This is a genomic window from Argonema galeatum A003/A1, assembly GCF_023333595.1.
Taxonomy (GTDB): Bacteria; Cyanobacteriota; Cyanobacteriia; order Cyanobacteriales; family Aerosakkonemataceae; genus Argonema; species Argonema galeatum.
The window spans coordinates 60,940-76,746 of record NZ_JAIQZM010000012.1 but is presented as its reverse complement, the minus strand read 5'-3'; the positions used below and the strand labels follow the sequence as shown (position 1 = coordinate 76,746).

General features: G+C 43.7%; 23 protein-coding genes. 16 read left to right on the top strand and 7 right to left on the bottom strand.

Annotation, left to right across the window (positions count from 1 at the left end; genetic code table 11):
- Window positions 1-3: 3 nt before the first annotated feature.
- Window positions 4-678, top strand: a complete 675-nt coding sequence (locus LAY41_RS14820) for a cysteine hydrolase family protein (protein ID WP_249099048.1) — start codon at window positions 4-6, stop codon at window positions 676-678.
- A 24-nt stretch (window positions 679-702) separates the two neighbouring features.
- Here LAY41_RS14820 and LAY41_RS14815 read toward each other — a convergent pair whose 3' ends face one another.
- The 3 genes from LAY41_RS14815 to LAY41_RS14805 all read right to left on the bottom strand — a co-directional run bounded on the left by LAY41_RS14815 (window position 703) and on the right by LAY41_RS14805 (window position 2,415).
- Window positions 703-969: a type II toxin-antitoxin system RelE family toxin gene (locus tag LAY41_RS14815; protein ID WP_249099045.1), complete on the bottom strand. Its 267-nt coding sequence runs from the start codon at window positions 967-969 to the stop codon at window positions 703-705.
- Complete coding sequence (locus tag LAY41_RS14810) at window positions 966-1,175, bottom strand: hypothetical protein (protein WP_249099041.1); 210 nt, start codon at window positions 1,173-1,175, stop codon at window positions 966-968. Before LAY41_RS14810 ends, LAY41_RS14815 begins: the two co-directional genes overlap by 4 nt.
- Window positions 1,176-1,431: 256 nt before the next feature.
- On the bottom strand, window positions 1,432-2,415 hold the full coding sequence (locus LAY41_RS14805) for a hypothetical protein (RefSeq protein ID WP_249099036.1): 984 nt from the start codon (window positions 2,413-2,415) through the stop codon (window positions 1,432-1,434).
- Between the two features lie 102 nt (window positions 2,416-2,517).
- Between LAY41_RS14805 and rpmI the strand changes: the two genes are divergently transcribed.
- The 12 genes from rpmI (at window position 2,518) to LAY41_RS14750 (ending at window position 7,288) form a co-directional block, all read left to right on the top strand.
- Entirely contained in the window at window positions 2,518-2,715 is a 198-nt protein-coding gene (gene rpmI / locus LAY41_RS14800) for a 50S ribosomal protein L35 (protein ID WP_249099033.1), read from the top strand.
- A gap of 88 nt (window positions 2,716-2,803) precedes the next feature.
- Window positions 2,804-3,157, top strand: a complete 354-nt coding sequence (gene rplT / locus LAY41_RS14795; RefSeq protein ID WP_249065340.1) for a 50S ribosomal protein L20 — start codon at window positions 2,804-2,806, stop codon at window positions 3,155-3,157.
- Complete coding sequence (locus tag LAY41_RS14790; RefSeq protein WP_249099031.1) at window positions 3,154-4,089, top strand: transporter substrate-binding domain-containing protein; 936 nt, start codon at window positions 3,154-3,156, stop codon at window positions 4,087-4,089. Before rplT ends, LAY41_RS14790 begins: the two co-directional genes overlap by 4 nt.
- A gap of 28 nt (window positions 4,090-4,117) precedes the next feature.
- The gene (locus LAY41_RS14785; protein WP_249099028.1) at window positions 4,118-4,648 is read left to right on the top strand and encodes a tetratricopeptide repeat protein; all 531 of its coding nucleotides are present in this window, start codon (window positions 4,118-4,120) and stop codon (window positions 4,646-4,648) included.
- Between the two features lie 271 nt (window positions 4,649-4,919).
- Entirely contained in the window at window positions 4,920-5,108 is a 189-nt protein-coding gene (locus LAY41_RS14780) for a hypothetical protein (protein ID WP_249099025.1), read from the top strand.
- On the top strand, window positions 5,105-5,392 hold the full coding sequence (locus LAY41_RS14775; RefSeq protein ID WP_249099022.1) for a hypothetical protein: 288 nt from the start codon (window positions 5,105-5,107) through the stop codon (window positions 5,390-5,392). Before LAY41_RS14780 ends, LAY41_RS14775 begins: the two co-directional genes overlap by 4 nt.
- A 210-nt stretch (window positions 5,393-5,602) precedes the next feature.
- The gene (locus LAY41_RS14770; RefSeq protein ID WP_249099019.1) at window positions 5,603-5,878 is read left to right on the top strand and encodes a ribbon-helix-helix domain-containing protein; all 276 of its coding nucleotides are present in this window, start codon (window positions 5,603-5,605) and stop codon (window positions 5,876-5,878) included.
- Window positions 5,879-6,008: 130 nt separating this feature from the next.
- Window positions 6,009-6,242, top strand: a complete 234-nt coding sequence (locus tag LAY41_RS14765) for a hypothetical protein (protein WP_249099016.1) — start codon at window positions 6,009-6,011, stop codon at window positions 6,240-6,242.
- Window positions 6,232-6,495 (top strand): PIN domain-containing protein, encoded by a 264-nt coding sequence (locus LAY41_RS14760; RefSeq protein ID WP_249099013.1) that lies wholly within the window; start codon window positions 6,232-6,234, stop codon window positions 6,493-6,495. Before LAY41_RS14765 ends, LAY41_RS14760 begins: the two co-directional genes overlap by 11 nt.
- On the top strand, window positions 6,464-6,619 hold the full coding sequence (locus LAY41_RS32820) for a PIN domain-containing protein (protein WP_420840321.1): 156 nt from the start codon (window positions 6,464-6,466) through the stop codon (window positions 6,617-6,619). The genes LAY41_RS14760 and LAY41_RS32820 overlap by 32 nt, the downstream gene beginning before the upstream one ends.
- A 179-nt stretch (window positions 6,620-6,798) precedes the next feature.
- Window positions 6,799-7,044 (top strand): hypothetical protein, encoded by a 246-nt coding sequence (locus LAY41_RS14755; RefSeq protein ID WP_249099010.1) that lies wholly within the window; start codon window positions 6,799-6,801, stop codon window positions 7,042-7,044.
- Window positions 7,037-7,288 carry a type II toxin-antitoxin system RelE family toxin gene (locus LAY41_RS14750; protein WP_249099007.1) on the top strand — a complete coding sequence of 84 codons (252 nt, stop codon included), beginning with the start codon at window positions 7,037-7,039 and terminating at the stop codon, window positions 7,286-7,288. The genes LAY41_RS14755 and LAY41_RS14750 overlap by 8 nt, the downstream gene beginning before the upstream one ends.
- Window positions 7,289-7,395: 107 nt before the next feature.
- On the opposite strand, the gene LAY41_RS14745 is transcribed toward LAY41_RS14750, so the two are convergent.
- Both LAY41_RS14745 and LAY41_RS14740 read right to left on the bottom strand, forming a co-directional pair.
- A complete protein-coding gene (locus LAY41_RS14745; protein WP_249099004.1) occupies window positions 7,396-9,639 on the bottom strand; it encodes a dynamin family protein in 2,244 nt (747 codons plus the stop codon).
- A gap of 54 nt (window positions 9,640-9,693) precedes the next feature.
- Window positions 9,694-10,041, bottom strand: coding sequence for a hypothetical protein (locus LAY41_RS14740; protein ID WP_249098999.1), 348 nt, complete (start codon window positions 10,039-10,041; stop codon window positions 9,694-9,696).
- 161 nt (window positions 10,042-10,202) lie between these two features.
- On the opposite strand from LAY41_RS14740, the gene LAY41_RS14735 reads away from it, so the two are divergent.
- Window positions 10,203-11,588: a helix-turn-helix domain-containing protein gene (locus LAY41_RS14735; protein WP_249098993.1), complete on the top strand. Its 1,386-nt coding sequence runs from the start codon at window positions 10,203-10,205 to the stop codon at window positions 11,586-11,588.
- Between the two features lie 672 nt (window positions 11,589-12,260).
- On the opposite strand, the gene menB is transcribed toward LAY41_RS14735, so the two are convergent.
- Together menB and LAY41_RS14725 are read right to left on the bottom strand one after the other, a co-directional pair.
- Window positions 12,261-13,094, bottom strand: a complete 834-nt coding sequence (gene menB / locus LAY41_RS14730; RefSeq protein ID WP_249098990.1) for a 1,4-dihydroxy-2-naphthoyl-CoA synthase — start codon at window positions 13,092-13,094, stop codon at window positions 12,261-12,263.
- Window positions 13,095-13,111: 17 nt separating this feature from the next.
- Window positions 13,112-13,429 (bottom strand): DUF3067 family protein, encoded by a 318-nt coding sequence (locus tag LAY41_RS14725; protein ID WP_249098987.1) that lies wholly within the window; start codon window positions 13,427-13,429, stop codon window positions 13,112-13,114.
- Between the two features lie 229 nt (window positions 13,430-13,658).
- On the opposite strand from LAY41_RS14725, the gene petC reads away from it, so the two are divergent.
- Complete coding sequence (gene petC, locus LAY41_RS14720; protein ID WP_249098985.1) at window positions 13,659-14,198, top strand: cytochrome b6-f complex iron-sulfur subunit; 540 nt, start codon at window positions 13,659-13,661, stop codon at window positions 14,196-14,198.
- Window positions 14,199-14,746: 548 nt separating this feature from the next.
- On the top strand, window positions 14,747-15,736 hold the full coding sequence (gene petA, locus LAY41_RS14715; protein ID WP_249098983.1) for a cytochrome f: 990 nt from the start codon (window positions 14,747-14,749) through the stop codon (window positions 15,734-15,736).
- The last annotated feature ends 71 nt before the right edge of the window (window positions 15,737-15,807 follow it).

The following is a 15,807-nucleotide window of genomic DNA, read 5'->3' as shown; positions in this document are numbered from 1 at the left end:
GTTATGGTTTTAATTTCTGCCCAACCTTATGATTATGAACTGCCGGACGCCACTAAGGTTGCGCTGGTGGTAATCGATATGCAGCGAGATTTTTTAGAACCAGGGGGTTTTGGAGAGGCTTTGGGTAATGATGTTACTAGGCTACAAGCGATCGTACCAACACTGAAGCGCTTGTTGGATGCTTTTCGCGATCGTCATCTCCCCATTATCCACACCCTCGAAGGTCACAAATCAGACCTTTCCGACTGTCCCCCCTCCAAGCTTAACCGGGGCAAAGGCAACTTGAAAATCGGCGATGTAGGCCCTTTGGGACGTATTTTGGTTTTGGGCGAACCCGGTAATGCAATTATCCCAGCACTCGCACCACTACCTGATGAAATCATAATTACCAAACCGGGCAAAGGCGCTTTTTATCATACCAATTTGGAATCTATTTTACGCGATAAAGGCATTACCCATTTGATGTTTGCCGGAGTAACAACAGAAGTTTGCGTGCAGACAACCATGCGCGAAGCAAACGATCGAGGATTTGAATGTTTGTTGGTTGAAGATGCTACAGAAAGTTATTTTCCAGAATTTAAACAAGCTACAATTGAAATGATTCGCGCTCAAGGTGGGATTGTGGGTTGGACGACAACTGCTGAAAATGTTTTGCAAGGGTTGGAAAAGATTGGTTAAATGGGATATACATCTATCCACAAATTATGGAAAGTACCTGTAAACTTCTTTTCTGTGCAGCACTCTAACAAAAATGACCGTACCCTCATTTACTGCCATACCGATTCTATATTCTCCTACTCTGATGCGATAATAGTCACCGTCGGCTTTTACTTTTTTAATATTACTCAGGTTGCCCAGATTCTCGGCGACCTCGACTTCTTCAATTACCGCCTTAATCCTTTGCAGTAATGCTTCATCCCGCAGATTCCCCAAATCTTTCTCAAAGCTTTTTCTGAACTCTACGTTCATCCTTTACCTTCCAAAAGCTTGAAAATTGCATCTCGGCTGACAGTATCGGTATTTTCACCTTCTCTGATAGCCTTTTCTAAGGCTATGTCTTCTATGATTTCAGCCAATAAATCTGAGAATACCTCTTTCTGTTCTTGAAGTAGCTCAACGAGCGCTGTTTTCAGCAGTTCTTTTAGTTTACTTTCCTCTAAGGTAATTTCAGACATATATCCTCCTCTTGAGGGGTTTACCTCATATTAGCAGAGAATCGCTTGTAAACTTGAAAATAATGATGTAATCGACTTGGCGAATCTGAAGTCCCGATCGCATTAATAAGGATGGTAGGATCATTAATTGAGGCTCTGCCATCGTCTCATCATACCTGCATTGTGCTTGTACCTATTTTAATCGATGCTACTATATTTTCAACGAAATTAGGCTAACTCGTTGAGAAAGATTGCATGGGAATATGCGATCTCTCTCTTACTCAGCAGTAGAATTAGGCTTCTTACCCGCATTCCGAACATTAATTATCTTATTCAGCGCTTCAAACCAAAAGGGTGCGCCCATAGAAATAGCCACAGCGCTTAAAAACCAACCAAAAATAACTTTAATTATACCTCGCAAATCCCACGTTCCGACAGATGAAATCGATTGCTGTTCTTGCAATTGTTTTAAGGGATTAGAAAGATTCCAGCCAATCGGCAGCGAAGAGATATCATTTAAAGCTGTATTGAGATTTTGCCTCAGAGGTACTAAACATTTATCCTTACTTGCTTGGTCTTTAGCCGTATTCAAACATTTGACGATCGCATCAGAATTTTTCGCCAGTATCTCTTCACTAACTTGAGCCACTGTAGAACGCAAAATCTCTTCTTTGTGCAATCTTTGTACCAGGTAAACAGTATCGGCATTAGCAATTACTGCGACTGCCAAACCAAGCAAAAAAGACATTCCCTTGGCATTACGTTTGTAGACGCCGGAGGATCGTTGCATAGATTCATCGAACCAAGTCGCAATTTGATGATGCAAATCTTTAACTGCGGAGTCGAGTTTACAGTCTTGAGTTTCAATCGTTTTAACAAAAGTAAGAAGAATATTTTTTAAATTTTGAGGCAGTGCCGAATTATTGATTTTTGTTTCCAGAATGGCGATGCCTTGGGAGTCACTGAGGTATAATGTGAAAATATCTATCAAAACCGATGCAAAAATGTCTGAAGGAATATAAGATGGGCCGTTAGAAGCTCGGTTTTTACCTTTTTGATTAAGAGATTGTATTAGGTCGTGAGTGTAAAGTTTCTCGGTGATTTCTTGATTCAAAAGAGTTATGATAGAGTTTTTGAGATGCTTAGCTCTCCACTCGCGCAATGTTGCGATCGCTTCCTGAATCTCCGAAGTCAACAAGCTCAAAATCAGGAAAATAAAAATTAAACTTATGGCGACATTAATAATTGTAGGTATATTCATTTTTGGTCAGCCTCCTATCACCTTGTAACTTTACCGCAGCAGTATTGATAACTGAGTCTACTTATGGTATCATTGTAGATTGTGTCCAATTAAAGTAAGTCCATGCCAAAACTGAAAACTCGCAGATCTGCGGCGAAGCGGTTCAGAAAAACGGGCAGCGGTAAAATTATGCGCCGCCACGCCTTTAAAAACCACTTGCTACAGCACAAGAGCCCTAAGCGTAAGCGTCAGCTATCTAACCCAGCACTTGTGGATGAGCGCGACGCCGAAAACGTGCGCCTGATGCTCCCCTATTTATAGGGACTAGGGGCTAGGGAAAATACAGAAGTTATACTTAGTCCTGACTCTTGACAAATAACAACCAACAACCAACAACTAACAGCTAACCATGACAAGGGTAAAACGCGGTAACGTTGCTCGCAAACGCCGCAAGAAAATTCTCAAACTGGCGAAAGGATTTCGCGGTTCTCACTCAACGCTGTTTCGCACCGCCAATCAACAGGTGATGAAGGCGCTGCGGAATGCCTACCGCGATCGCAAAAAGCGGAAGCGCGACTTCCGCCGCCTCTGGATCGCACGCATTAACGCTGCCGCACACCTGCATGGCGTCAGCTACAGCCGATTGATGGGCAACATGAAAAAAGCCAACATCGAAATCAATCGCAAAATGCTGGCCCAACTCGCGATCCTCGACCCGGACAGTTTCGGCAAAGTTGTCGAATTGGCAAACAACGCTAAATGATTGAGGTAAAAGGTAAAAGGCAAAAGGAAAAAGAGCAAAACAGACCTGTTGCCAAAATTGCTTTTAGCCCACAGCCTAAAGGCTGGGGCTACACAAACAAAACCTGCGTAGGCAGGTTTCAATGCAAAAAGTCGCATCTTTTTCCTCTATTCCTTTTGCCTTTTTACCTCGTTCCCTGGCTTTGTCTGGGAATGATTTTGCCTTGTGCGAGTATTGCTGCCGAACTGAAAGAAATTCAGGAACGGGGCTACCTGATTGTTGCAGTTAAGGATAATTTGCGTCCGCTGGGATTTCGGGATGGGACAGGCAACCTGCAAGGCTTAGAAATTGACTTGGCGCGACGCTTGGGTGAAGAATTGTTGGGGCGTCCCGATGCAGTTAGATTGCAGGCGGTGGCAAATCGCGATCGCCTCAACGCTGTATTGGCAGGAAAAGCCGATCTCGCCATTGCCAGGGTGACAGCAACCGAATCTCGGACTCGGTTGGTTAGCTTTAGCACACCGTACTATATGGATGGCATCGCTTTCGTAACCAAAGATGCGTCCGTGCAACGACTCAGCGATATACAGCAAGGGAAAATTGCCTTGCTGTACGGTTCCAGCACCATTGCCAAAGTGCGGTATCAGTTACCGACAGCTCGGCTCGTCGGTGTGGCATCATATCAAGAGGCCCGATCGCTCCTCGAATCCGGTGGCGCAACTGTCTTTGCCGCCGATGTTACCGTCCTCACCGGCTGGGTGCAAGAATATCCCCAGTACCGAATAGTGCCAACCCTGCTTTCAGCCGAACCCCTGTGTGTGGTTATGCCCAAGGGAGTGCAGTATGATGATTTACGGCGCAGGGTAAACGAGGCGATCGATCGTTGGAAAACCGACGGTTGGTTGCAGCAACGGGCTATCTATTGGGGACTGCCTTGGGATAATTTAAAATAATGTTGAAATTTGCCCCCTTTAAAAAGTTATGCAAAGCTTACTTCCAGTTTTTTATCTCTCTATATTGCTGGCACTGCTATCTTTAGCCGCCGTCGCAATTTTTCGCCAGATCTTCAAAACGCGCAAAGTTGAAAATGCGCTTACGCGGTTGCAAAATAAGCTGAAAAACGAGAAAGGCAACGCTCAAGAGTATTACGAATTGGCTAGCATTTATCTCGATAAAAAGCTGTACTCGCAGTCTATTCCCGTGTTCCAAAGGGCGGTTAAAGCTGCCGAAGAAGAAACCGAAGAAAATGTTGCCCTCATTTACAACGGATTGGGCTATGCCTACTTTGCCCAAGAGCAGTTCGACTTGGCAATTCGTAACTACAAAGAAGCTTTGAAGCGAGATCCTGGTTATGTCACAGCCATGAACAATCTCGGTCATGCCTATGAGAAAAAGAAGTTAACTTCTCAAGCATTGCAAACTTATGACGAAGCTTTGAAACTAGAGCCAAACAACTCTATTTCTAAACGGCGTGCTGAATCTCTACGCCGACGATTAGTGCCATCTAGTTAATGACAGTAGGGTGGGCAAATTCCCACCCTACTAACGTTGTCATGCGCGGCTACACGAGTTCATACCGCCTGCGCTGTCTTAAATACCAAAATTAATTTTAGTGCGAATGCCTACGGCAGGCTACGCCAACGCATTCTGGGAAAGATAGAAGTGCTTAACGCTTCTGCTGTTATGTTGCAGAAGCGTTAAGCCAAGATGATGCTTTACACTTGATTAAGGCACTTTACCTTATTTCCTGTGAAATTGTTAAAGTAAATTTATAGGGATGTTAATGATAGAACCTACAGAAGAGCAGTACCTCATTATCAATGCTTTGGATACTCTTGACTTACTGGGGTCAAATTTTTATGATGAAGATACGGGAGATTGGTATATTCAAACGCCTAGTCCTGTTTTACCTTACGCCATTATTTTACAAGATGGGTCTGTAGTTCCGACTAATTGGAGGCAAGCAGAATGAAAGAGCAAACTGAACAACAAAAGCAACAGTATCAGAGATATACAGAAATTTTTAATCTAGGCAAGCAGCGTTATATTAATGCTGTAGGTAATGGCAAAGGTTATCGTGCAGGGGTGAGGGGTCAGGATTATTTAACGGATGAGGAACGGTCAGAAGCTAAGGCATTATTGCGGCAAATGTTTGACACATCGGCTAAAGAAATGCACATCAAAAAATCTGGATTATTCCAGAACACAGCAGGGTCTTTAACCTCACTTAAAGGCGAAATTAAACAGGAAGGATAATCATTTGTTTTTAGCTGTTTAGTTAAGAGTGCGAATGCCTACGGCAGGCTACGCCAACGCATTCTGGGTCAGATGGGAGTGCGAATGCCTACGGCAGGCTACGCCAACGCATTCTGGAGAAGATGGGAGTGCGATCGCAACTGATTAAGATTTTTAAGTTATGCTTAAGTTGATGCTATTATCAACATCAATTTAAACATCAAAATAGTTATGCAAAATCAGAGTGTCCGCACAACAATAACTCTACCTGCGGAACTTTTAGCCGCGACCGATCGAGTAATCAGCCAAGGAAAAGCCAAGAGTCGCAATGAATTTGTAGCGCAAGCACTTCTACACGAGCTTGAAGCACTCAAACGAGCAGAAATTGATGCTGAACTCATTGAAATGGCACAAGACCCGGATTATCAAGCTCAAGTGCTACAGATGGAGGCTGAGTTTGGGGTAGCGAGTTGGGAAGCCTTCCAGTTGGGAGAATCCGCCGTATGAAACGGGGAGAAGTTTATGATGCAGCTGTACTCGATCGAGCAGTGACACTGCGACAGATGACGAGAATGACGCTTGGGGATGCAAAGTATAATACAAGAAAAGAATAGCCATAAATCCCAATAAAGAGCCTATGTCTACTTACAACGAGGTACTGGAGCAAGCTCAAACTTTAACGCCTGATGAGCAAGAGCGTCTGTTAGAAGACTTAGCAATGCTGGTTCGTCAGCGGGTAGTAACCCAGGCTCAAAAGATCAGCCAAAAATCACCTGGACTAGATTTAGATAGGTGGCGTGGTTTTTTGCCTAAGCGTGTGGATGCCCTGGAATTCCAATTGAAACTTAGACAAGAATGGGATGAGCAATAAATATCTTCTGGATACGAACATCCTGATTTACTACTTCAATAATGAGCCGGAAGTTAAGCCTATATTTGATGAAATTGAAGCTGGAGATGCAGAGGCTTTCTACTGTCCGATTAGTTGGGTGGAGTTACTTTGTTACCCGGCATTAACAGAAGAACAAGCGAATGAGATGCGCGAATTTTTGAGGCTTTTTAACTGCGTATCATTGACGGAATCAGTTTTAGATGGTGCAGCCCAAATTCGTCGATATTTATAGATTGAAACTAGCTGATGCTGTAATTGCAGCTTGCGCTTTAATAGAGGGATGTGTTTTATTCACTCGCAATGTGAATGATTTTAGGCGTGTTAATGGGTTAAGTGTGTTAAATCCATTTAATTAGGTTGGGCGATCGCATTTTGGTCAAGGTGGGAGTGCGAATGCCTACGGCAGGCTACGCCAACGCATTTTGAAGAAGATGGGAGTGCGATCGACTGCATCAAATTTGACTATCCTTGCGAGCGCAACTAAAACGCTATATAATAAAATCAAATCAAAAGCAACAGTTTTAACATTAAATCTATGCCTACTTATAACGAGGTACTCAATCAAGTTCAAAGCCTTTCTATCTCCGAGCAACTGCGGTTATCAGAAGAATTGAAAAATTTACTCGATCGGGGAGTAGAAGTAGAAGGAGATTTGGAAGTAATTCCAGCCGAAGAAATAGCTGAAAGCGAAGCTGCTTGGCAAGATTATTTGGCGGGGCGCGATCGCGGGATATCTTCAAAAGAACTAAAGCAAAAGCTTTTTGGAAAAAAAATTGACTGATTATATTCTTTTGAAACCAGCGCAACGCTATCTGGAACGGATGCAGCCAGATGACCAAGTGCGTATTGTTAATGCCTTGGATACTTTAATTAACGATCCCACAGGACTTGACATCAAGCCACTTAAAGGTCGCCCTGAGTTGCGGTTGCGAGTTGGTAAATATCGGGTGTTGTTTAAAGAAGATAGGGAGAATCAATTATATATTGTGACTGCGATTGGTTCTCGTGGAGATGTTTATAAATAGGTGCGATCGCATTTTGGAGAAGATGGGAGTGCGATCGCTAATCTCAAACACCGAATCAATTCATAATTTTGGTGGTTTTTGGCGATGAGAATCCCTTGATTTTTTAACTACCCTTCTCCCTGTATAGTCCAGGGAATGTCGGCGAAAAAACTTCTCAGTACCTCCAGCTTTTTAATAATTTCCTCAATGCGTTCTCTTGACTGAGTATCAGGAGAAACGAGTTCTCGTAAATGCTCAAGATTGTCTTTCCAGGCAGCTTCTACTGCTTCGGCACCTTTTTCAAAAGCTGTAGCTGTATCTTGCCAATACTGTTTGTTTCCTCTGAGTAACTTTCCATAAACATCCTGTTCTTCAAAGTATTTAACAATTTGTTTTGCTAAACGATTTTGCCAAGCTTCCCCAAATAAGCCAAATATTAAAGAAGCTAATCCAGCAGCTAAACCAATTCCTAGCACTATCGGGCCACCGATAGCAGCAATAAAAGAAATTACTGCTGCTGTTCCGCCACCGATACTAATACCAAGTGCTGACAAGAGACTAACCAATTTTGCTACCAAGATATAGCCACCAAGATTCCCAAGACCTGCTGCCCAAGCAGCTAAAGCACCATAAGCACCTAATCCGGCTATTCCACCTAGAAAAGCTCCTTTTGTATCGAAGGGAATAGATACCTCTATTCCGTCTTTTTTAGGAAGTTTAAGCTGTGGGTATCCTTCTAAAAAAGCGTCTATTTCAGCCCTTAATTTTTCCGAATTCGCGCTGATCGAAGTTTCCAAATTACTTTGTAACAGATCCACCAGATAACCAGCAACATATTCTTGAGCTTCCTTCTTGTTGTTATATCTCTTGCGGATAGTTTGCTCAATAGAATTTACATTGATTACTGATTCTGCATACCTCTGAAATGATTTTTCGGTATCTTGTTCCAACTCCTTGATGCGTTTCCTAACATGATTGCGCCTTTGCTGCATTTCTTGTTGACGGGCAGGTTCATTAGCCTCAGCTTCTTTAAGAACGTTTCGAGACTCTTCTATATTGGCAAGTGTTTGCTGATATTGCTCAATTTGTTCAGCACATTGTTTTTTATTATCATTTTTGATGGCATTAATTTCGCGATCGACCCGACACTGGATTGATTCAGGAAAATACTCAGCAAGTATTTTGGTTAACTCATCAAATAAACGTTGACAGCGATCGGGCCTTTCTGTCCAAAACGTAAAAAATTGCTTTCGCACATCATCCAAAGTAATCTCGCGATTTGTTGCCTCTCTGCGCTTCTGTATTGCAGTTTCATTAAGGTGGTTATAAAGTCTAGCTGAGGCATTATTCAGGATATTAGGAAGCTCAGTATTAGAAATGCTGGGATCGGCGTGTGTCGCTACAATAAATAGATTACCTAGAGTCGGAAAGTTTTGAGATTCATTTTCTGGAGTAGGTAATAAACGCAGCAAATTGGTAAGTCGGGGCATATCTTGACCATTGATGTGACCTTTTGCAAGTGAAGTGTAGATCAAGATATCTGCAATCTGAGTTGCGCTATTAGCTTTCTCAACATCCTTTGAGATTTCATCAGGTTGATCCGAGTAGCCTGGGAGATCGATCAGGTTGCAAGCTTTTAGCAATGGGGAGTCAAGATAAACTATAGCAGTATGCCCTCCTATCTCGGTTTTACTATTGTCATATTTGTGTACGGCATACTTTTCGAGAATATCGAAGGAGCCAGAATACAAACGATGCTTTTCACAACGTTTCCGATCGTCTAAGAATTTTAAGTCAATTGTATGCTTACCATATTCATCTTGCCAAAAGTCCTCATTAATAATCCAAACATCAGCATTAAACCAATGGGGACGATTTGCAAGATGACGAATAATTGTAATCAGTTTTGTGGCAGGCTGATAGCTTTCAGGTAAATTTTTACTTCCTAAAATACTATTTGCTAGATGGGATTTTCCTGTGTCAAATTCTCCCGTTAAAACAACATTAGGTTTTTGGTAATAGTCCTGAATTTGTCTTTGGACATCATTAGGTAGAGGTGGCTTTGTGGGAAAATCAAATTCATCCAGAGGGGGCGTTTCATTAATGTACTGATTAAGTAACTCTAGCCTCCGATAAAGTTCAGCGTAAGGAAAACCAGGTTCAATTCCTTGGAGTGGTGGGGTTTCTTCCGACATCGCAGCTGCGAGATCAACCCCCAAGACTTGTATCCATTTCATTGCCAGTCCCATTGGAACTTTTGCAGGAAACTGTTCGCCATGCCTAACTTGATCCAGAGAAATTCTGAGCCGACTAGCAACTTCTTGTTGGCTCATGCCCTGTTGTTCTCGATATCGTCGAAAATTAATATTCATAATACTCTCATCAAGGAGATTCACCTATTCCAAAGCATCTGCAATTCGCCTAAGTTAAAGCGATCTTTGACAACCTATTTCATTTCTTATAACAAGTTTTAATTCGCGAGAGATTGGCAGATTTTTGATTTCATTACACAGCTTCTCTAAGGATTCACCGTTAGATCTTCGCTGCTGATAAATGCCTATGAGCAATGCTTGTAATCCATATTTCGACAGCATATCGGTTGCTAATCCGACCATACCTAATAGGATAACACCACCAACCATGCCCCCCGGCCCTAACATTGCAAGTGCTGCTGTAATTGCAGCCGCTCCAGCTAAACCTGTTGATGCCATAGTAATGAGAAGTATGATAAAGGGCAATCCAATAGAAGCACCTTTTCTGAAAAATTCATCCATGATTTTTGTTTCTCTAGCAGAGAGAACTCTTCAACAAACATGATGAGCGAAAATCTAAGGCTCTGTCAGTCGGAAATGTCGGGAACTTTATGGGCCTAATTTGTCGGAAATGTCGGAAAGATCGGATACAATACTGGAAAAGCGTAGCATCTCCTTGATTTATGGACATCCCGGACATCCTGAAAGTTGCAGACGAGGTAGTTTTCGTAAAAACAGGAGAACACTTAGACTATCTGCAAGAAGCTATACTGCGGGGTACTCTCCAAGGTCAGAAATACTGGAAAATTGCAGAAGAAACTCATGCAAGTGAAGGTCATGTGAGAGATATTGGTTCAAAACTATGGAAAATATTATCAGAAGGATTGGGAGAAGAGATTACTAAAGCGAATTTTAGGGCTAAAATTGATAAGGCGACTGTTTACCAAAACAACAATATTTCATCCCCTCTTATTTGCCAGACTATTACAGTTAATAATAATGTCAATATCTGTCCAGAAACAGTCCGATCGCCCACATCTCCCTCAAACTCCCCACAAACCCCAAATCAACCGCACATCGACTTAGGCGATGCACCGGAAATCTTCAGATTTTACGATCGCACTTCCCAACTCACCACCCTCGAAAACTGGATAATATGCGATCGCACTCGCCTCATCGCACTTCTGGGAATTAGCGGAATCGGCAAAACTACACTTTCATTACGACTAATAGAACAAATAAAAACCCATTTCGATTACATAATCTATCGCAGTCTCCGCTTTTCCCCAACTCTCAATGCAACTCTCACCAATCTGTTGCAAATCTTTCCCCAGCAAGCGGACATCCCCCAAAACATCGAAACGCAAATATCCCAACTCCTCAACTACTTACGCCAATATCGCTGTTTGATTATTATCGATGACGTGCAAATGCTTTTTTGCAGCGGACAACTCGCAGGTCAATATAAAACTGGATATGAAGATTATCAGTTATTTTTCAAACTAATTGCCGAAGTCAATCACAATAGTTGTTTGTTTATCAATAGTTGGGAGAAACCGAGAGAAATTGCCAAATCAGAAGTAAATAATAACTACGTGCGAACATTAGTTTTAGGCAGTTTAGGATTAGCAGCAAAAGAAATACTGAAAGACCGTAAATTATCAGACGAAGACACTTGGGAAACTTTAATTACTACCTATCAAGGTAATCCTCTGTGGCTAGAATTGACCGCCAGCACGATTCAAGACTTATTTGGCGGTAGCGTCTCTGACTTTCTGCAATGCGATGCGTTAATCTTAGAGGAATCTTTGCAAGGGCAATTATACCAACAGTTTCAGCGTTTAACGCAGCAAGAGTTAGCAGTAATGATTCATTTAGCGAAGGAAAGCCAACCTGTTGCTTTGCCGGATATTTTAAAGATATTGCAATTATCGGTATCGAATTTAGTGAATGCCATGCGCTCGCTAGTAATCCGGTTATTAGTCGAGGCAAAAGAGGAGGATAAGACAACATTTTTTAGTTTGAATACCGTTATAAAAGAGTATGTCAAAAATAGTTATATGAGGTAATTGAGGAGAGAAATATAGTTCGAGCTTGGATAGGTATAAGATTTGTGTCGATCGGCCAGTATACAGATGAATTCAGATCTTGCACCTGCGCTGTTATCCCGCCTGGGGTTTAAACCCCAGGCTAATAGCTCAAGTCCACTTAAGTGGACTAAAAACGCTTTTCCAGTCCTCTAAAGAAGACTTTTGCTATAAGAAAAGCGAATTGATTCGCAGGCGGGTGAGTGGACTAAAAACGCTTTTCCAGTCTTCTAAAGAGGACTTTTGCTATAAGAAAAGCGAATTGATTCGCAGGCGGGTGAGTGGACTAAAAACGCTTTTCCAGTCCTCTAAAGAGGACTTTTGCTATAAGAAAAGCGAATTGATTCGCAGGTGGGCGAGTTGCGATCGTTTCTTCTGACAACTCAGCCATGAAATCCTGACTATACTGTTCACGGTCATAGAGCGAGCTTTTTTAACCCAGTAGGGGGCGAAGCATTCCGGCATTAATTTGTTGGTTGAACCCAAAGATATTTGCCGGAATGCTTCGCCCCTACAAATCAAAAAGAACAGTTTGTGCCCGTGCCGAGTATACCAAATATTTAACTATGGCTAATCGCCCGGACATGATATTAGGGGGTGAGGTAAACTCTTGTCCCCCCTCTCCGTCAACGGAGAGGGGGTTAGGGGGTGAGGTCAAGGCAACCAAGGATACTGCTTAAAATCCGGTTCCCTCTTCTCCAAAAACGCCTGTTTCCCTTCCGCACCTTCCTCAGTCATGTAATAAAGTAAAGTGGCATTCCCAGCCAACTCTTGCAAACCCGCTTGTCCATCACAATCAGCATTAAAAGCAGCCTTCAAACACCTAATCGCGATCGGACTTTTTTCTAATATTTCCCTGGCCCACTTAATCCCTTCCTCTTCCAACTGTTCCACAGGCACAATACAATTAACTAAACCCATTTCCAGCGCTTGTTCTGCATTGTATTGCCGACACAAATACCAAATCTCCCGCGCCTTTTTTTGCCCCACAATTCTGGCTAAATAACTAGCACCAAATCCACCATCAAAGCTGCCAACTTTCGGGCCAGTTTGACCGAAAATTGCATTGTCTGCCGCTATTGTCAAATCGCACAAAATATGCAGTACGTGACCGCCACCGATCGCATATCCAGCCACCAACGCAATTACCACCTTCGGCATCGATCGAATCAGCCGCTGCAAATCCAACACATTCAGTCGCGGCACCCCATCTTCACCCACATAGCCAGCATTTCCCCGCACGCTTTGATCCCCACCAGCACAAAAAGCATACTTCCCATCCGTATGAGGCCCAGCGCCAGTAAAAAGCACTACACCGATACTGGTATCTTCGCGAGCATCAGCAAAAGCATCGTAGAGTTCAAAAACTGTTTTCGGACGAAAAGCATTTCGCTTGTGGGGACGATTGATAGTTATTTTAGCGATGCCGTCCGTTTTGTGGTAAAGGATATCTTCGTAGGTTTTGGCGGTTTGCCATTCAACTTGCATAGATCGGCGTGTAGAGGTTAAGAATCTTCTATTATCCACTCAGAAGCGCGATCGCCCAAATCAATCGGAATGCTAACCGCCTTACCGAGTCGGGGCCGATCTTTTGTCTGCTCAATATATTCTTGCACCTGTGTCGCACCACCCCAAGCCTCGATATAACTGGCAATGATATCCAGATGAGCCATATAATCAGCCTCTTTGAGCGGAAAAGACGCCTGTTCCAGATATTTCCACATAATCTGGACAAAAATCTTGCCCTGAATCCGCCGCACTTGAATATCGTAAGAGCGTCCCCACTTATTTAGTAATATCTGGCGTAAGTCTCGTCCTGTCATTCGATTTTGGATTTTGGATTTTGGATTTTGGATTGAAATACCTAAATTCTCATTATGAGACGGGGGTCAAAAAATGTAATAATACCCCTGTGAAAGTTGTACATCAGTTTCTCAAAACATTTTGGAGACTTTGCCGTGTAGCGGCGGATTGCAGGTTCACAAAGCATGGTGAGAAAAATCTGAGTTTTCACTCAGAATCTTGACAAAGATACACACACAAGCATATTTTATGGCTCAAGTTTCAGGATCGGCAGACGTTCCCGATATGGGGCGTCGTCAGTTTATGAATTTGCTAACTTTTGGCACAATCACGGGAACGGCACTGGGGGCACTATATCCCGTCGTCAAATACTTTATCCCCCCATCTGCTGGTGGTACTGGTGGTGGAGTCATCGCCAAAGACGCACTGGGTAACGACATCATTGTGAGCGAATATCTGACCACTCACAGCGCAGGCGATCGCAGCCTCGCCCAAGGACTCAAAGGTGACCCCACCTACATTGTGGTAGACGATAACAAAGCCATTGCAGATTACGGTATCAACGCTATCTGCACCCACTTAGGCTGTGTCGTACCTTGGAACGTCGCTGAAAACAAGTTTAAATGCCCCTGTCACGGTTCTCAGTACGACAAAACGGGCAAAGTAGTGCGGGGACCAGCACCCCTCTCCCTGGCACTAGCACACGCCGCTGTGGCAGACGACAAGATTACCTTTACGTCTTGGACTGAAACAGACTTCCGCACTGGCGTTGCACCCTGGTGGAAATAAATAGTGCTGAGTGCTGAGTGCTGAGTTATTTAGTTACTCATTCCTCAGTTTGATTGAAAGCTGATACCGATTGATTTGACCTTGGTTGGTCACGGAATCGTTGTAATTAGAGGTCAGTAACCCAGCCCTAAAGGGACTGGGCTTGCAAGAGTAATCGAGTCAGCCATACTGACCAGCCTAAGTCTTAACTGACTACGTTTTTTGAGTCACGACACCCGGTCATGCGAAGCTAGTTCCCGGCTCTGTCATTTGCAGTTAAACAGTTTTAAGGTCACTGAGACAGTGCTGCAAGTCTAAAAAGCTCTTAAAACCTTGGCGAAGCTAACATTACCCCGAAAGGGAGGCTCTTCGGAGCAAGCCGTTATGCGTACATGATTGCGAAGCTTGAGATGGTAATTGTCCCGTTGAAAGTGCAACACAAAAGTACACCGAGCCCTTGCAATCCCAAGGCGGTAATGGTCACAAAATATTCACGGCGGTTAAAACCGCACGAGTCGCTTTCCTCTCAGCCCTTTAGGGACTGAGTTTCCCGCTTACCGAGTTTTTTTATGAAAAAAGTTTGTTTAAGGGCGATACGCTTTGGCAGTAAGTGGGCGGTTACCAAAATAGCACTGCTCGCGATCGCCACATTTGCCCTCTTCTTCGCCAGCGATTTAGCACTTCCCCAATCGGCTGCCGCCTACCCCTTCTGGGCCCAGGCAACCGCCCCCGAAACGCCCCGCGAAGCCACAGGGCGGATTGTTTGCGCTAACTGTCACCTAGCAGCCAAACCAACCGAAGTTGAAGTACCCCAATCCGTCCTCCCCGACACAGTGTTTGAAGCCGTAGTGAAAATTCCCTACGACAGCAGCAGTCAACAAGTACTCGGCGATGGTTCCAAAGGTGGCTTAAACGTCGGTGCCGTCCTGATGTTGCCCCAAGGCTTCAAGATTGCCCCGGAAGACCGCATTCCAGAGGAAATGAAAGAAAAAATCGAGGGACTCTATTTCCAAACCTACAAAGAAGGAGAGGATAACGTAGTCATCATCGGGCCTATACCAGGCGATCAATATCAGGAAATCGTCTTCCCAGTTCTTTCACCCAATCCCGAAACTGACAAAAACATCCGCTATGGCAAGTACGCCGTTCACGTAGGCGGCAACCGGGGTCGCGGTCAAATTTACCCCACCGGCGACAGAACCAACAATAATATCTATAACGCTTCCGCCACCGGAACTATTTCTCAGATTGCCAAAGGTGAAGACGGCGGCTACCAAGTAAGCATTACAACCGATGCTGGCGAAACAGTTGTCGATACTATTCTCGCCGGGCCAGAATTGATTGTCTCCCAAGGAGACGCTGTGAAAGCTGGCGACGCCTTGACGATTAACCCCAATGTGGGCGGATTTGGTCAAGCTGACACCGAAATCGTCCTCCAGAGCGCCGCACGGATCAAATGGCTGATGATATTCTTCACGGGTATCATGCTTTCGCAAGTTCTGCTTGTACTCAAGAAGAAACAAGTCGAAAAAGTGCAAGCCGCCGAGATGAATTTCTAGGTCTGACTTGACACGCGATCGCTAGAATAATCTCTTTTGGGACAGGCATCTTGCCTGTCCTTGTTATTTTT

What these genes read in the sequence shown, in the direction of transcription:
- LAY41_RS14820 (WP_249099048.1), top strand. Translation starts at nt 4, where the DNA reads ATGGTTTTAATTTCTGCCCAACCTTATGATTATGAACTGCCGGACGCC.
- LAY41_RS14815 (WP_249099045.1), bottom strand. Translation starts at nt 969, where the DNA reads ATGAACGTAGAGTTCAGAAAAAGCTTTGAGAAAGATTTGGGGAATCTG.
- LAY41_RS14810 (WP_249099041.1), bottom strand. Translation starts at nt 1,175, where the DNA reads ATGTCTGAAATTACCTTAGAGGAAAGTAAACTAAAAGAACTGCTGAAA.
- LAY41_RS14805 (WP_249099036.1), bottom strand. Translation starts at nt 2,415, where the DNA reads ATGAATATACCTACAATTATTAATGTCGCCATAAGTTTAATTTTTATT.
- rpmI (WP_249099033.1), top strand. Translation starts at nt 2,518, where the DNA reads ATGCCAAAACTGAAAACTCGCAGATCTGCGGCGAAGCGGTTCAGAAAA.
- rplT (WP_249065340.1), top strand. Translation starts at nt 2,804, where the DNA reads ATGACAAGGGTAAAACGCGGTAACGTTGCTCGCAAACGCCGCAAGAAA.
- LAY41_RS14790 (WP_249099031.1), top strand. Translation starts at nt 3,154, where the DNA reads ATGATTGAGGTAAAAGGTAAAAGGCAAAAGGAAAAAGAGCAAAACAGA.
- LAY41_RS14785 (WP_249099028.1), top strand. Translation starts at nt 4,118, where the DNA reads ATGCAAAGCTTACTTCCAGTTTTTTATCTCTCTATATTGCTGGCACTG.
- LAY41_RS14780 (WP_249099025.1), top strand. Translation starts at nt 4,920, where the DNA reads ATGATAGAACCTACAGAAGAGCAGTACCTCATTATCAATGCTTTGGAT.
- LAY41_RS14775 (WP_249099022.1), top strand. Translation starts at nt 5,105, where the DNA reads ATGAAAGAGCAAACTGAACAACAAAAGCAACAGTATCAGAGATATACA.
- LAY41_RS14770 (WP_249099019.1), top strand. Translation starts at nt 5,603, where the DNA reads ATGCAAAATCAGAGTGTCCGCACAACAATAACTCTACCTGCGGAACTT.
- LAY41_RS14765 (WP_249099016.1), top strand. Translation starts at nt 6,009, where the DNA reads ATGTCTACTTACAACGAGGTACTGGAGCAAGCTCAAACTTTAACGCCT.
- LAY41_RS14760 (WP_249099013.1), top strand. Translation starts at nt 6,232, where the DNA reads ATGAGCAATAAATATCTTCTGGATACGAACATCCTGATTTACTACTTC.
- LAY41_RS32820 (WP_420840321.1), top strand. Translation starts at nt 6,464, where the DNA reads ATGGTGCAGCCCAAATTCGTCGATATTTATAGATTGAAACTAGCTGAT.
- LAY41_RS14755 (WP_249099010.1), top strand. Translation starts at nt 6,799, where the DNA reads ATGCCTACTTATAACGAGGTACTCAATCAAGTTCAAAGCCTTTCTATC.
- LAY41_RS14745 (WP_249099004.1), bottom strand. Translation starts at nt 9,639, where the DNA reads ATGAATATTAATTTTCGACGATATCGAGAACAACAGGGCATGAGCCAA.
- LAY41_RS14740 (WP_249098999.1), bottom strand. Translation starts at nt 10,041, where the DNA reads ATGGATGAATTTTTCAGAAAAGGTGCTTCTATTGGATTGCCCTTTATC.
- LAY41_RS14735 (WP_249098993.1), top strand. Translation starts at nt 10,203, where the DNA reads ATGGACATCCCGGACATCCTGAAAGTTGCAGACGAGGTAGTTTTCGTA.
- menB (WP_249098990.1), bottom strand. Translation starts at nt 13,094, where the DNA reads ATGCAAGTTGAATGGCAAACCGCCAAAACCTACGAAGATATCCTTTAC.
- LAY41_RS14725 (WP_249098987.1), bottom strand. Translation starts at nt 13,429, where the DNA reads ATGACAGGACGAGACTTACGCCAGATATTACTAAATAAGTGGGGACGC.
- petC (WP_249098985.1), top strand. Translation starts at nt 13,659, where the DNA reads ATGGCTCAAGTTTCAGGATCGGCAGACGTTCCCGATATGGGGCGTCGT.
- petA (WP_249098983.1), top strand. Translation starts at nt 14,747, where the DNA reads ATGAAAAAAGTTTGTTTAAGGGCGATACGCTTTGGCAGTAAGTGGGCG.